This is a genomic window from Pseudoalteromonas sp. C2R02 (assembly GCF_018860845.1).
GTDB lineage: Bacteria > Pseudomonadota > Gammaproteobacteria > Enterobacterales > Alteromonadaceae > Pseudoalteromonas.
In genome coordinates this window covers 165,025-180,000 of the sequence record NZ_JAHKQC010000045.1, presented here as the reverse complement: position 1 = coordinate 180,000, position 14,976 = coordinate 165,025, and the positions used below count along the sequence as shown (strand labels likewise).

General features: G+C 34.8%; 13 protein-coding genes. 5 read left to right on the top strand and 8 right to left on the bottom strand.

Annotation, left to right across the window (positions count from 1 at the left end; genetic code table 11):
- Positions 1–130: 130 nt before the first annotated feature.
- Both KO527_RS22775 and KO527_RS22770 read left to right on the top strand, forming a co-directional pair.
- Entirely contained in the window at positions 131–613 is a 483-nt protein-coding gene (locus KO527_RS22775) for a hypothetical protein (protein ID WP_216042540.1), read from the top strand.
- A 9-nt stretch (positions 614–622) separates the two neighbouring features.
- Entirely contained in the window at positions 623–1,918 is a 1,296-nt protein-coding gene (locus KO527_RS22770; RefSeq protein ID WP_216042539.1) for a S41 family peptidase, read from the top strand.
- Between the two features lie 335 nt (positions 1,919–2,253).
- Here the strand turns inward: KO527_RS22770 and KO527_RS22765 are convergent, their stop codons facing one another.
- The 7 genes from KO527_RS22765 to KO527_RS22735 all read right to left on the bottom strand — a co-directional run bounded on the left by KO527_RS22765 (position 2,254) and on the right by KO527_RS22735 (position 8,577).
- Positions 2,254–2,610 carry a 5-carboxymethyl-2-hydroxymuconate Delta-isomerase gene (locus tag KO527_RS22765; RefSeq protein ID WP_216042538.1) on the bottom strand — a complete coding sequence of 119 codons (357 nt, stop codon included), beginning with the start codon at positions 2,608–2,610 and terminating at the stop codon, positions 2,254–2,256.
- Positions 2,611–3,156: 546 nt separating this feature from the next.
- Positions 3,157–3,552: a hypothetical protein gene (locus tag KO527_RS22760; protein ID WP_216042537.1), complete on the bottom strand. Its 396-nt coding sequence runs from the start codon at positions 3,550–3,552 to the stop codon at positions 3,157–3,159.
- A gap of 142 nt (positions 3,553–3,694) precedes the next feature.
- Positions 3,695–4,315: a LysE family translocator gene (locus KO527_RS22755; protein WP_216042536.1), complete on the bottom strand. Its 621-nt coding sequence runs from the start codon at positions 4,313–4,315 to the stop codon at positions 3,695–3,697.
- 60 nt (positions 4,316–4,375) lie between these two features.
- On the bottom strand, positions 4,376–4,879 hold the full coding sequence (locus KO527_RS22750) for a GNAT family N-acetyltransferase (protein WP_216042535.1): 504 nt from the start codon (positions 4,877–4,879) through the stop codon (positions 4,376–4,378).
- 252 nt (positions 4,880–5,131) lie between these two features.
- Positions 5,132–6,358, bottom strand: a complete 1,227-nt coding sequence (locus KO527_RS22745; protein ID WP_216042534.1) for a crosslink repair DNA glycosylase YcaQ family protein — start codon at positions 6,356–6,358, stop codon at positions 5,132–5,134.
- A gap of 615 nt (positions 6,359–6,973) precedes the next feature.
- Positions 6,974–7,873 carry an EamA family transporter gene (locus KO527_RS22740; protein ID WP_216042533.1) on the bottom strand — a complete coding sequence of 300 codons (900 nt, stop codon included), beginning with the start codon at positions 7,871–7,873 and terminating at the stop codon, positions 6,974–6,976.
- Between the two features lie 101 nt (positions 7,874–7,974).
- Complete coding sequence (locus tag KO527_RS22735) at positions 7,975–8,577, bottom strand: AraC family transcriptional regulator (RefSeq protein WP_354668651.1); 603 nt, start codon at positions 8,575–8,577, stop codon at positions 7,975–7,977.
- Positions 8,578–9,062: 485 nt separating this feature from the next.
- Here KO527_RS22735 and KO527_RS26485 point away from each other — a divergent pair, with 485 nt between their 5' ends.
- The gene (locus tag KO527_RS26485; RefSeq protein ID WP_216042601.1) at positions 9,063–9,479 is read left to right on the top strand and encodes a DUF2938 family protein; all 417 of its coding nucleotides are present in this window, start codon (positions 9,063–9,065) and stop codon (positions 9,477–9,479) included.
- Between the two features lie 419 nt (positions 9,480–9,898).
- Here the strand turns inward: KO527_RS26485 and KO527_RS22725 are convergent, their stop codons facing one another.
- Entirely contained in the window at positions 9,899–11,182 is a 1,284-nt protein-coding gene (locus tag KO527_RS22725) for a DEAD/DEAH box helicase (protein WP_216042531.1), read from the bottom strand.
- Positions 11,183–11,406: 224 nt separating this feature from the next.
- On the opposite strand from KO527_RS22725, the gene KO527_RS22720 reads away from it, so the two are divergent.
- Complete coding sequence (locus tag KO527_RS22720) at positions 11,407–12,981, top strand: MFS transporter (RefSeq protein ID WP_216042530.1); 1,575 nt, start codon at positions 11,407–11,409, stop codon at positions 12,979–12,981.
- 111 nt (positions 12,982–13,092) lie between these two features.
- Complete coding sequence (locus KO527_RS22715; protein WP_216042529.1) at positions 13,093–14,877, top strand: M1 family metallopeptidase; 1,785 nt, start codon at positions 13,093–13,095, stop codon at positions 14,875–14,877.
- Positions 14,878–14,976 lie beyond the last annotated feature (99 nt).

Sequence of the window (14,976 nt, the reverse complement as noted above, 5' to 3'; positions counted from 1 at the left end):
CCCTTACTGCGACTCAGTAAAGGAACTAAGATTTTCATTGCTATAGTTGAAATGGCTGCAATTGGCAGTAATAGTTCGATACATGTTCCATTTTAGCTATGGACTTCACTTGGATTAAGAGAAAAGCGGTATGATGAAATTGGAAAGAAATCATTATCAAATGATGTTTGGCGGAATGTTGGTTATGCTTTCTGCTTTTTTGATGCAATTAGAATATCAGTCTATTTATAAGTTATTGCCGAGCGAGCAGTATAGAGACGGATATATAGCCTACTCCAAGCTACTCTACATGGGTAAATGGATAATTTATGGTCTGTTGCTGTTAGCAGGTTTATTGACCTTACTTAGGTTAAGGTTCAGTAATTTTGCATTGACCATATTTAGTCTTGCGGGATTCTTTGAAATTTATGCTAACGATAACTTCTATATTGTGAAGACACTTGAAGGCTTTGCTATGCAAGCCGTTTTTGTTGCCTCAATTGCATCTTTAGCAGTTGTTTCGTTGAATGTATTTAAGATGAAAAGAATTGGTCTAGGTGAGGCATTATTTAGCGCTGGATTGGCAGTAATCATCGTATATTTACCCAATGCATTAATCACGTTGAGATTTTAGAAGAAGCTTATGAAATTTTTATCAAGAAAGATTGTTGCATTCACTACATTCATTTTGTTTGCGTTATCAATATCTAAAAGTGTGCTGGCAGAATCCCAAGAGATGACGACTGAAAAATGGAAAGAGGATATTCAATTTCTTATCTCCACATTAGAGTCAAAACATATTCATCTTTATCACAGTATTCCTAAACAAAAAGTAGATATAGAAGTGGAAAACCTGCTGTCAAATCTTCCAGAAATGGCAGACTCCGAAATATTTCTCAGCATATCTAAAATTGTTAAATCGTTTGACGATAGTCATACAGGTCTTTGGAGAGAACGTGAATACTATACAACGTATCCGGTGGAATTTTTTGTGTTTGGAGCGGGAGAAATAAGAGTCGTTAGACCACCTAAAGAAATGCCTGAATTGATGGGCGCTGCTTTGTTGAGCATAGATGGCAATTCAATAAAAAACTGGACGGATGATGTTTCCAAGGTGGCTCAGGTGACAGATAATTCTTATTCTGAGACCGATAGGTTGGCACGTTACATGCGTTACGATAAGCTTCTAAAAGCGTTAGGTGTAGCTAAGAACGAAGGATATGCAGACTTTGAGTTTTTCATGAGCGATGGGTCAAAACAGATCTTTAGACTTAATGCTGTAGCACATGCTGACTATTCCTCATCAATGGATGCGCCAACTAAACTTAATTCGCCTTTTAGCTTTGAGGAGGCGTTATTGGGTGAGAGGTATTTTTGGTATCAATCAATTGAAGAAACGCAAACAGCGTACATTTATTTTTCTGGCTACCCTCAGATTTGGCAAATGCGTCGTATTGCAATGGAAATATCAAGAGACATCATCGAACATGATATCAAGAATATCATTATTGATTTAAGGGATAATACGGGCGGAAATTTCTATATTGGATTAACTTTGATTAAGGCGCTTTCCTATATTGATATAGTAGATTGGAAAGAAGGAGTCTACGTTTTATCGGGAAGAAAAACGTACTCCGCAGGTATGAGTAATACTGCTCAAAGTCAGGAATTACTCAATGCAAAAGTGGTGGGAGAGCCTACTGGTGCAAATCCTAATGATTTTCAAGATGCTTCGAGATTCAGATTGCCAAATTCAAATTGGGATGTTCAATACTCAAAAAGGAAATATCGCTTCCATGACACTGTGACAGATGGTGTTATTCCAGATATTTATATTGAGCCAAAATGGGAAGTGATCAGTAGCCAAAAAGACGCACCATTAAATTGGGTATTGTCCGATATTAAGAGTCGATCATCAAAAGCAGATTCAAATGAATAAAGAATGTGCAGATTAAAAAGGTATTAGCCAAGCCGAGGCTTATAAGTAGATCTAACTATGGCGTTCGAAAGAACGCCCTAGTTTTTCAGTGAATTGCAAATTATATTCCTAATATGTACTAGCTCAGACTATTCAATTGTCATTTTTATCTTAAGAAGTAATAGAAGGCAGTCTGCTATTGGCACTATGCGGTCATTGGATACATGCCAATAAAACAGTATAAACGATCACATTATATTGTCATTAAGGGTAATTATCAGTTGCCCAAACTCCTTAAATGATCGCACTTTACACTTAAAGTCTATACATTATTGGCGAATAACATCGTATATTGATCACACTTTATTGTCTTCTGACAAATGACTTCCCTTTACATAAGTTGCACGCGCTATATCAACGATTTCTACTGATATAGCGCATCCTTTTATACCATGTGGCTTGAGTTTTTCTAACACGAGGTTAGACAATATTAATTTTTGTTCTGCACTACGTCCAGACAGAATTTTTAAAGTTACATGTATAAAATTAAGCACGCTATTACCAGTTATAAAGTCATCATAAGGTAATGCTCTTACTTTAATATCGCTACCATCAACTTCAAATAATTGTGATGCTAAAGCAGCTTCAAATACTAACAGCATTAGAGTCTTTCCATCAATTTTGGAGGCGTGTTCTATTATACAGTGAGGCATTTTATTATCCTTTTTAATCTGCTGAAAACTAAGACACTTCCATGCCTTGCTTTACAATCTTTTTAAAATCTATTTGTGAAATCACTAAGGTTTTATTACCTTATAAATAGCAATTTCTCTAGCGCCATAAGCCATTTCAGTAAAAGCGCGGATTTCTATTGAGGTCAAACCGCCTTCTATTTTTTCCATCGGATGAATTATGATAGCTGGCGCGGGAGATATTAGCTTTTTGCCTATTACCTTTTTTACAATAGCTTGGAGTAAACGTTCTGCGCTATAAAAGTCATTTAATAAAGATCTAGGGTGAGAAAATGGATTGATAGGATTAATATATGCGCTATTACCAAACGCAGTAATAATGATCTTTTTGTCAGTCGTTATTTGTAATAGAGGTTTTTCATCAAAAACAGCTGACGTTTTTATATCAACTGCTCTAAAACGGTTTTCCCATATTTGAATTTATAAAAAATAGAACCGAATTTATTTATTATACTACTTAGCATTAACCTATTCTTCCTTGTAAATTAATCGTTTTTAACGATAATTTTAACCTTTTACATCATTCAATGAGGTGACTTTTTTACGATGGATAAACGAATAATACCTCACAGAACTAGGCGCATGAGATATCATGCCTGCTAAAACTATCATTAAAACTAAACAATGCCATGCGTAATCTGGATGAAAATAAAGTATAGCTAGTAAGCCTAGCTTTAAATACATCACCAATCCTCTGATCTGTACAAACCAAACAATATTACTCAATGCCTCTAAAGCTAATAGCCCTAAGCCAGTCATAAACATTAACCCCCAATATAAAGGCTGAGGAGTTTGAGTTAGAACAGTTGAAAATACACCTGCGACTCCCAGTATATGAAATGTTCGTAAACTTATTTTTAGCCAACGCTTGCCAATAAAGTTTGGAATAAATGATGTTTTCATAAAATACTCAATTTATTAAATGTACTTTTAATATTTTTAAGTCGTAATTGAGCTCAAAACCTATTACTAAATATGAAATTGAGCCTTTACTTGGGGGGGTAAGGAGAAGTAGCTTACTGTTATTCTCCTTTTTATGACTCTATTAATCTGATTTTTGCAATGTGGCGGTAACAGCATCTGCACCTATCAACATTGAACCACTGAGTTTACTAAAAGCATTCTGGAATTTTTCTGACTTAATTTTACTGCGTAAGTAGCCAGAGAAAAATGAATAAAAAGAAGCGCTAAGTAAAGAAGCCATTAAAAATGATATGCCCATTATTAGCATTTGGGGCCAAACAGCATTACTTGTATTTATAAATAATGGAAAGAAAGCAATAAAGAAAATGATCCCTTTAGGATTTAAGGCTGTAACAACTAATGCTTCTTTAAATATTTCACCGCTTTTTTTATGAGTTGTATCTAGCTCATCGACATTAGATTTCGTGAACCATGCTTTTAATCCAAGGTAAATTAAATATCCCGCAGCAATCCATTTAAATGCACTAAATAATGTCGCAGATGTTGCCAATAAAGCCCCTAATCCTGCAAAAGAAATGCTCATTGCAATGATATCACCAGTCAGTACTCCTGAAACCAAAGGTATTACCGATTTTTTACCGTGATTCAAAGATTGCCCCATCACAACAAAAACTGTAGGCCCCGGAGTAAAGCACAACATCATGGATGCTAATACAAAGGAAATCCAAACTTCAATACTCATATATACTCCATCAAGCCTAACGCCTTTCATCAACAGCCTGGCTTTACATTAATTACATTTCTAAAGCTGGTATTCATAAAACACAGAATGATTATCATCACTACCAGATTTCATAAATCCAAGTTTTGTTAGAAGATTCGATGATACGAAATTATCCTTGCTTACGCCACCAACAAGTTTTGACCAGCTTGTTTGTGTTTTACACCAACATATAAACTCAGATAAAAGCTCTTTTGCTAAACCTTTTCCCCAATAATCTTCTTTTAATAAATAACCAATGTGAGCTTCAGAGTCACTTTCCAAATAAACAAAAATAAAGCCAATCAATTGGGTGTTTTTAGCATCTTTCACAGTGAAAAATGTACTTTCACTTATCATGCGTTCAAACCAAAGTTTAGCGTCTGCAATAGTTAAAATATTATGGAAATAAGGCGGAAGATCTTTAACTACCATAGGCGTCAATATGTTTATTATATTGGTAAAAAACTCATCACTCATTTTTTCACTGACTTCAGAAGGAATTTCATCAACAACTAATCTAGATGTATTAAAATTTTGATTCATATAATTAATAAGCCTTTAAACAATTTATTGTGCATTTAAATATTCTAATATTCATGTAGACGAGACTTTAGTCTTGCAATCTTAACGTAGACGGAGTTCATTCCCGTTTATTTAATGCATAGGTACGAATCTAAACCCGCGCGGATTATCGGTAATGCTCATCCTACTACTAACTTCCTTGTAAGCAAATCCCCGCCTAAAGCAAAATTCACAATCAGACCTTGTCGTAGACCGGACTTCAGTCCCGTTTTATTAATTCATATATTTATTGGAATTGGTATCAGTTAATGTATCAATGAAATACTTTACTTGGCTATCTGTTAAATTCGATTTGTCACTTGTTATTTTACTGACATTGATACTTTTACCATTATTAAACGATAAAAACTTATTCAATTCTGTTTTTAGCTCTACAATAAATTCATCGAGTTTATCTGTTTGTAAATGTAAATTAAGTATATTTAAAACCCCTGATTTTCTGTCCATTTTCACATCCATTTGACCCACAAATGTTCGCCCCCATAGCAGTGGTAAACTAAAGTAGCCGATTTTTCTTTTATCCGAAGGTACATAACACTCTATTTGGTAATCATAATTAAACAGCTGTTTAATTCTTTTTCTTTGAATAAGCAGGTTATCAAATGGAGACAGAATTTTTACTGTATTATGGCCTAACTTTTTTCTTAATAAATCATTAATACTTGGTAAAGCAAAGTAACTTTGGCCATTAACATCTACTGTGATTAACAAACCAGCTTCAAGCATTTTCATACACTGCGTTTTAACCGGTTTTTTAATTCCTTTTAATAAATAGCTCATTTGTTCTGGTGTACCTATGGCATTGGCTGTCAAATAACGAATAATTAAATGTGCATAGTATTCCTCTTCACTTGGTATGCTCGTATCAATATTTGCAGGTAAAACACGCTCTGTTAGGTCATACACTTTTTGAAAGCCCTGTCTTTTTAGGACCATAAGGTCGCCCTGCATAAATAACTGCTCGAGCGCTTTTTTTGCGGGCTTCCAATCCCACCAACCCGTTGTTGTTTTTCTCGAATCTTTAAAGTCTTTCGCTTGTAGTGGACCATCTACCTTGATCCGTTCTAACACTAACGCCATGGTTTTATTATCTTGCTTAAACCAATGTTGCTCGCCTTTGGTTATCGCATTTTTTCTCGGCAGACTATAACGATAATGCGCCATAGGTAAATACGAAGCGGCATGAGACCAATATTCAAAAACATGCTTATTTTCTAATAATTGCTCTATATGAGATGGGTGATAATTGTCTGCTCGATTCCAAATACTATGATGATGAGCTCGCTCTACTACAGAAATCGAATCTATTTGAACATAATTAATAGACTTTAGGACTTGAAAACTGGCTTCAAGATCATTGCCACATTGATTCTTTTTATGAAAGCCTTGGCTGATCAAAATTACTTTTTGTGCATCTTTTAAACTCAGTCCATTTTTCATTTAATTGTCAAACTCCATAACCATTATTCTTTTGACTCTTACATCACATTTTCAATCTATTCATTTATGATATTTTGCAAAAAAATCTTATTAACAATCGGTAAGCTAATATTATTCAACAACAGTAATATAGTTATTACTTCCTGTGTTTATGGTAATAATATTTTCATTCTTTATACTCACAGCTTTCAAATATGGTTTAACGCCTCCTACATTATCCATTATTTAACTGGCACACTATAAAAATAGACCATAAAATCACTTATGACTTTAATGTGTAGAATGGTTGTGTGTATGGAGGAATTTAAAAAGATATTAATATCTGTATCTGGAGTCAGAACGAGTAGCTATATGGTTTTTCAATATAAAAATGTAGTAACAAAATGCATGATTTTATTTCAGTCGATATAAAATAAGTATTTCTTTCGCTTTGTCGAAAAACAGTCATAAAATAGTCATAAAATAGTCTAGCTCAGAGGTCTGCTGTAAGCGCCTTGCTGCCGTTAATATTGAGTCAAATAACTATCAGTGGTAACTAAAAACGTTACAAACTCTTTGTCAAAATAACTATTAAATTAGGTTATATAGCTAAGTTAATTTAAAGGTTGTTCTAAGTTAATTTTGAGGTTTGATGCTTTGCATCAATAGACATAGAGAGATTAAAATTACACCTATCCAGCCAATGACTTTAAACTTCTCGCCAATAATGAAGACAGCTAATATTGTAGCAACTAATGGTTCTATTAGGGTAATTAGTGTTGCTTTACTTGCATCGATATAATTTAAACCAAAACCAAATAGTAGATATCCTAAAAACATTGGAATGATTGCCATATACAAAGAGACCAACGCATTAGTTGAGCTTGAAAATAAGTTATCACCCGTAAACCATAATGAAGGGAGCAACAATAGTGCAGCACAACCGAACAGCCCTGACATAGACGATTTTGAATGAACGCCACTTTCAATTAAACGCCTTGCTGCCCATGAATATCCAGCATAAGTTAACCCTGCAATACAACCCAAAAGAATACCTAAACTCTGTTGATTAATACGATAAGCAGTATTATTGCTCTGATCTTTGCCTAAAGTTAACAAAGCAATACCTATAGCCCCAACGACAAAGCTCAATATCCATTGCAGTGATATGCTTTTTTTACTAATTATACGTTCAAGAATTGCTGCAAAAAAAGGAGCTGTAGCTATAGAGATTACAGTACCAATGGCAATACCAGATAATTGCATTGATGTATAAAATGCTAATGGATAAATAGCGACACAAACCCCACCTAATATTAATACCTTAGGCTGTTCGAGCATGACCTTATAATCTAAAAGCAGTTTTTTACGAGCTGTTATTACAAGTAAGACTCCGCCTATTCCCATAGAAAATGCACCAATTGCAAAAGAACTTACATCAGATGAATAACTTGCCGCAGTGCCAGTTGTCCCCCACAAAAAACTAGCAATAATAATAGCAATAACACCCTTAAGATGTTCGTGATAGTTTTCCATAATGAATCCTGCAATTGATAACTTCAATACAGAAATAGTATGCTAATTATGAAAGTCATTTTTACCAATTAAGACGCTATTTTTAACAATTAAGACTATGTTTACTTTTTAAACTTGGTAGGTGATAGTCCAAAGTATTGTGAAAATTTTCGACTAAAGGCTGATGGTTCTTTATAACCTACTTTTTCACCAATAATTGGTAACGGGTAATCTGTATGTACGAGTAAAGCTTGGGCTTTTTCCATTCGAAGTTTTGTTACATACTTCATTACAGTTAAGCCTGTTTGTTGTTTAAATAGTTTCTTAAACTGTGTTTCACTCAAGAAAGCTGATTCTGCCAAACGTTTGATTTGGAGTCGTTCTGCAATATTTTTTTCTATATAGGATATTGCTGTACCAATACGATTATCTACTTTCGGCAGTAAAGGTTGCTCTTCAAGCAGTAAACTAAACATTTCAAACATCGCCAACTCTAATTGAGCATTAACTTTGTTTTCTAGTTGATTCTCGATAAAAGTTAAGTAACTTATAAGAGATGCGTTAATAGCAAAAACAATACAGTTTGAAGACGAAATGTTTAAGGGCAGTTTTTCTATATCCACGACTACAAACCTAGCTTCAGTATCAGCAGTAAACAAGTGCTCTTCGCTGGCTTTAACTACAACACATTCACTCGGTGCAACTTTGCCCTTAAAATTACCCACACATATATTTATAACACCACGTAAGGGTAAAACCAGTTGATTAAAGTGATGTGAATGACGAGTTGGCTTTCTACTATAAGAACGAATGGATAATAGATTTTTCATAATAATAGAGAATATGTGGCCTGACTTCATCCTGATTATACATATTAGATCAATGAATAATAAAGTGAAGTGTTAGTTTTTACTGTTACTTACTTTTACAGTATCTATGACAGTTTTGTTGTCTATCAAGGTTAAGTGAGAATAACTTTCTTGAATCCTAAAGTCAGCTAAGCTCGCTTTATCATTGTTTCGGTGAAAGGTATTAACAATTAGCTATTAACGTTTTAATATGTCACCTGTCATAACTGAAACTTAGAGATAAGCCTATTCCTTGTAGTTTATATTCATGCCATTTACAGTTATAAAAGGACTATAAAAAATGGAAGTTGAAATATTATTTAAAATAATATTTTTGGGGTTAGTTGCAACTATAGCGATAGATATTTGGACTACGTTTTCAAATAAAGTACTCAAATTCCCACTTACGAACTGGGCAATGGTTAGGTCATATTCCAAATGAGAAGCTAACACATAATGCGATAATTACTTCCCCTAAAATAAAATATGAAAACGCTTTAAGTTGGTTATTTCATTACCTTATTGGCATTTTATATGCCGGTTTTTATATTGCATTAATTACTATTTATCAAGCAAATGACCCCTCTGTGTTATCTGCTTGGCTTTTTGGCCTTGCAACAATTATATCGCCTTGGTTTATAATGCAACCAAGTTTAGGTATGGGAATATGTGCCTCTAAAGCAGAAAAACCAAATATAGTACGATTACAAAACTTTGTTATTCACTCGATTTTTGGTTTCGCTCTTTATTATTCTTGGCTTTTCTTGCTGCAAATATAGATATAATTAGAGGCATAACTAAATCTGTATAGCCTCTAACCTCAGTGAATAATTACTTTTCTAATGTAACAGTTATTAGTCCTGCCCCTATAAGTGTAGAGCCTGAAATTTTATTTAATATTTCAATAGTTTTAGGTAAGTTTATTAATTTTTTTACTTGCTCTGAAAGTACAAATTAGCTACTCAGCACAATAAAAACGAAGGAATAAATAACATTATTGTATTAATCCCCCCGTTTAATAAATATTTTTGCATTGCCCCAAATGAATATAAACAACGTTTTTATAAAGCGACTAAATAGTCTAAATTGGGGAACAGTTCATTCCCTAAAATAAACACGCCCAGTAAATAAAACTTACTGGGCGTTATAAAAAATACACTCTTAAGCGTTAATACTTCACTTAAGCTTTAAATTTCAATTAAAGGTTTTTTAACCAAATATCGGTTTGCTGCGACACACTCTTTTTACGGTGTTTTTTACCGCTACCTTCTGGTTTTGCCATAGGTTTACCAGCATCTAAGTACGCATCAGGAATAACTTCTGCTACTTCAAAACCTTCAACTTCTTCACGTTCAAGCCTGATTTTGTTTTTCTTTTCAATTATTTTAAAGTGATGGTAATCTTCATGGTCAATTAAAGATAGTGCTAAACCAACCTCTCCTGCTCGACCACTACGACCAATTCGGTGCATATAATCCGATGGACTTCTTGGTAAATCAAAGTTAATTACAACAGGTAGTTTTTCGATATCTAAACCACGTGCTGCAATATCAGTTGCGATTAAGACTTCAATTTCACCTGCTTTAAAGGCATCTAATACACGATTACGTGCGCCTTGGCCTTTATCACCATGAAATACTTCAGCAGTAATGCCACGTTTTGATAATTTATCAGCTAAGTGATTGCAGCTCTTTTTAGCATTTACAAAAATAAGTGCTTGGCGCCATTGATGCTGCTTTATCATTTGTGCCAATAACGCAGTTTTCTGTCCTTTATTAACAGTAAAAACGCGTTGTACTAAGGTACTTGTATCTGCACTTTGTACTTGAATTTCAACAGGGTCGTTAAGTAGTTCTTGCGTTAATGCTTGTACTTGCTCAGGAAATGTCGCTGAGAATAACAAAGTCTGTTTTTTCTGAGGCATTAAAGCTAACAGTTCAGCTAACTCTTCAGTGAAACCAAGACTTAGCATACGATCGGCTTCATCAAGTATTAAAGTCTCTACGCGGTCTAACTTAATTGCATTGCTTGAAATTAAATCAAGTAATCGACCTGGAGTTGCCACTAAAATATCAGTGCCACCACGCAGTGCAAGCATTTGAGTATTTATTGATACACCACCAAAAACAGCAACGGTTTTAACTGCACCATTTAAATGCGTCGCATAAGATTTTATGCTATCAGCAACTTGCTTAGCAAGTTCACGAGTTGGCACCAAAATCAAACCTGAAACAAAGTTACCTTTGTCGCTTGATTTCTTTTCTTGCTCAAAAATTTGCTGTAATAAAGGCAGTGCAAAAGTCGCTGTTTTACCAGAACCAGTATTGGCACCTGCAATTAAATCACGTCCAGCTAATACACTTGGGATCGCTTGTGCTTGAATGGGCGTTGGCTGTTGATATTCCATCTGCGTTAAACGTTCTAACAAAGGTGAAATTAGGCCTAACTCTGTAAAGTTTGCGGGCGTTGTAATGGTACTCATTAATATAAATGGCTCAAAGCTGAAATAACAATCTGCATTTTAGCGTACTTATGCCTGATTGAGTTAGTAAAATCGATAAAAGCCGACTTTAAAAACGAAACAAAGATACATTTAAAGAACAAATTATTCTATTTAACTAATAAATATCAATCTGAATAATTCCTCTTACAATAAATTCAAGGTATATTGTATGCAAAATAAAAATAATAAATAGGAGTTAGCAAATGAGTCAACCAAACAAATATGCAAACAATAACTTAAACGATGTAAAACAACTCGGATTATGGGCCTCAATAATGAGTTTAGGTTACATATTTTGGTTAGTTGGTGGTATGGAAATTATCGAACGAATAGCCTATTACGGCGTTAAAGCCAGTGCGAGTTTATATGCAACTGATGCTGTTTCTAAAGGTGGTTTAGGTCTGACCATGAGTGATTATGGCACCATAATGTTTATTTTTGCTTTAACTCAAACCTTCGTTCCCATTTTTTTAGGGGGTACTGCCGACAGATTAGGCTATAAAGAAACCATAGCCGCTGCCACTATCATAAAAATATGCGCCTATATCACAATGGCTAGCTTTCCAAGCTTTTTAGGCTTTACCATAGGTGCAATGTTACTCGCTTTAGGAACTGGCATATTTAAACCAGGTATCCAAGGTACTATGGTTAAATCGGTAAAACGCGAAACAAGCACTATGGCTTGGGGCATTTTTTATCAATTAGTCAATATTGGAGGCTGGTTAGGCCCTTTAATAGCAGTACAGTTACGTCAGCTTAGTTGGAATGCATTGTTTTATACCTGCGCAGTTATCATTTCATTAAACTTTATTTTGTTATTTTTATATAAAGAACCTGGAAAAGAAGAACGCGAAACAAGAAAAGAAAAAATAAAATCAGGTGAAATCACTCAAAAATCTCTATGGCGTGAATCTATCAATGAAGTAAAAAAACCTTTAGTTCTTGGTTATATGTTTGCCTTTTCAGGATTTTGGTTCATGTTTAACGCTATGTTTGATGTATTGCCGAAACATATTGATGATTGGGTTAATACCAGCACTATCGTAACTGATTTATTTGGCGCAAGTGGCACACAAAATCCATTAATGATTGGTTTGTTAGGATTAAATCATGCTGGCACTAAAGTAATGCCTGAATATCTGATGAGTATTAATTTTTTCATGATTGCAACAACCTGCTTTTTAGTTGCAGGACTTACAGCAAAATTCAGAATATTAAGCAGTATGTTAGTGGGTTGTATTTTATGTTGCTTGGCAATGGCTTTAGTGGGTTTTACGCCTATGGCATGGGCTATCGTGGTGGGTATCATTGTTTTTAGCTTAGGCGAGATGCTACTAAGCCCTAAAAAAGGTGAGTTTATGGGTAACATCGCTCCCTCAGATAAAAAAGCCATGTATCTCGGATTTGTAATGCTACCGCAAGGTATTGGCTGGACACTTGAAGGTAAACTAGGTCCTTGGTTATATGATGTATATGCATCAAAAGACTTATTAGCACGTGAATATTTAATAGATTTAGGCATGTTAAAGGAGCAGGTGGCCATCATAAAAAATGGTGAGGCATTTGATGTATTACTCTCTTATACCGGTAAGTCAGCACAAACGATGACAGATGCCTTATATCAAGCAAATAATATCGGCATGGCCTGGTATATCATTGCTACCGTGGGTGCAATTTCGGGCGTAGGTATCTTTTTATACGCTAAATGGGTTTATCGTTTACAAAAGCACATATCAGCCAGCGAACAATATAATTTAGAAAAAACTCAAACAGCATAAAAAATAAATAGCGTGATTTGATATCACGCTATTTACACTAAAAAAGAAAAACACACTCTTTAAACCCTGTTTATCTCAATTCAAATTTATTTATATCGGATTTTTAATACCATGAATGATTTAGATTTTACTCGTGACTACCACTCTTACGCAAATACAGAACACGTTAAAGTAATACATTTTGATTTAGACTTAGCAATCAACTTTAAACAAAAACAGCTTAATGGCTCAGTTACATTAACCTTAGAGCATCAAACATCAATCGCAGCTCAAACTTTAGTTTTAGATACAAGGGACTTAGCAATAGAGCGTATCGAAGGTAACAAATCACAAACGCTAAATTTCACAGTGTTTCAAAACGATGAAATTTTGGGTCAGCGTTTAGAAATTGAATTACCACAAAGTGATAACACAGTAACAATATTTTATAAAACGAGCCCAGAGGCAGAAGGCTTACAATGGTTAACAGCGGCACAAACCTCTGGGAAATCACTTCCCTACTTATTCAGCCAATCTCAGCCAATTAACGCGCGAAGTTGGATCCCATTGCAAGACACTCCAAAAGCGCGTGTTACTTTTAAAGCTAACATCACAGCACCAAAAGGTATGCGAGTTGTAATGAGTGCCGATAATGATGCTGATGCCGCATTAGATGGTGTATTTACTTTTGATATGCAAGAACCTATTCCAACACATTTAATGGCGATTGCATGTGGTGATCTTGCATTCAAATCGATAGGTAAACGCACTGGCGTTTATACCGAACCAGATATGCTAAACGCATGTATTAGTGAGTTTGAAGATACTGAAAAAATGGTAAAAATAGCAGAAAGCCTGCTAGGGCCATACCGTTGGGGCCGGTACGATATGATAGTACTGCCACCGAGTTTTCCATTTGGTGGTATGGAAAACCCGCGATTAGCATTTATGACACCCACCCTAATTGCTGGAGATAAAAGCTTAGTGTCTACCGTTGCCCATGAATTAGCTCACTCATGGACCGGAAACTTAGTCAGCAATGCAACATGGCGAGATTTATGGCTTAATGAGGGTTTCACTACTTATTTTACAAATCGTATAGTGGAAGCTGTTTACGGTAAAGAAATGGCTGAGCTTGAGGCTGTTTTAGAATACGGCCGCTTAATGGAAGAGTTTGAAACTATGCCGTTAGAAAAGCAAAATATAACAGCTAATGTGCAATTTGAAGATCCTAATAATGCATTTGATCGCTTTACTTATGATAAGTCATCTATGTTTGTGCATGATTTAGAGCACCGATTAGGCCGAGAAAATTTTGACAAATTTTTACTCACATATGTCAATCATTTTGCTTTCAAAGCAATCACAACAGAAAATTTTGTAGAATATGCCAAAACAACTTTATTAATTGACCACAGTGATAAGATTTCTGAGGCTGAATTACTTGAATGGATTTACGGTACAGGCATGCCAGACTGGTTTGTTGCACCAACCTCATCTAGCTTAGATAAAGTAAAATCGGCAACACAAGCGTGGCTCACAGGTACTAAAGCAGATCAATTAAACACTGCGAGTTGGAGTGTGCATCATTGGCAATATTTTTTAACCAGTTTACCACTCAGTCTATCTTTAAAGCAGCTTAAAGAGCTAGATTCCAATTTTAAATTTACTTCATCGAAAAATGCTGAAATCGCTTTTGCTTGGTTTACTGTCGCGATAAGAAATAAATATCAAGCTGCATTACCTGCTGTAGATAAATACCTGAACCGCATTGGTCGAGGTAAATTTGTTCGTCCTTTATATAAAAGTTTAAAATCTGCAGGCTATAACGATATCGCACAATCAATATATCAATCTGCACGCTCAGGTTACCACCCATCAATCGTTGGCGTATTAGATAGTATTGTTAATGATTAAATACAGTAACGTGCCTATACATTTGGCTCTTTATCGTCATTCCCGCAGTTTTTTGAGCGGGAATGACGATAAAATGCATAGGCATAAAAATGATGGTCC

What these genes read in the sequence shown, in the direction of transcription:
- KO527_RS22775 (WP_216042540.1), top strand. Translation starts at nt 131, where the DNA reads ATGATGAAATTGGAAAGAAATCATTATCAAATGATGTTTGGCGGAATG.
- KO527_RS22770 (WP_216042539.1), top strand. Translation starts at nt 623, where the DNA reads ATGAAATTTTTATCAAGAAAGATTGTTGCATTCACTACATTCATTTTG.
- KO527_RS22765 (WP_216042538.1), bottom strand. Translation starts at nt 2,610, where the DNA reads ATGCCTCACTGTATAATAGAACACGCCTCCAAAATTGATGGAAAGACT.
- KO527_RS22760 (WP_216042537.1), bottom strand. Translation starts at nt 3,552, where the DNA reads ATGAAAACATCATTTATTCCAAACTTTATTGGCAAGCGTTGGCTAAAA.
- KO527_RS22755 (WP_216042536.1), bottom strand. Translation starts at nt 4,315, where the DNA reads ATGAGTATTGAAGTTTGGATTTCCTTTGTATTAGCATCCATGATGTTG.
- KO527_RS22750 (WP_216042535.1), bottom strand. Translation starts at nt 4,879, where the DNA reads ATGAATCAAAATTTTAATACATCTAGATTAGTTGTTGATGAAATTCCT.
- KO527_RS22745 (WP_216042534.1), bottom strand. Translation starts at nt 6,358, where the DNA reads ATGAAAAATGGACTGAGTTTAAAAGATGCACAAAAAGTAATTTTGATC.
- KO527_RS22740 (WP_216042533.1), bottom strand. Translation starts at nt 7,873, where the DNA reads ATGGAAAACTATCACGAACATCTTAAGGGTGTTATTGCTATTATTATT.
- KO527_RS22725 (WP_216042531.1), bottom strand. Translation starts at nt 11,182, where the DNA reads ATGAGTACCATTACAACGCCCGCAAACTTTACAGAGTTAGGCCTAATT.
- KO527_RS22720 (WP_216042530.1), top strand. Translation starts at nt 11,407, where the DNA reads ATGAGTCAACCAAACAAATATGCAAACAATAACTTAAACGATGTAAAA.
- KO527_RS22715 (WP_216042529.1), top strand. Translation starts at nt 13,093, where the DNA reads ATGAATGATTTAGATTTTACTCGTGACTACCACTCTTACGCAAATACA.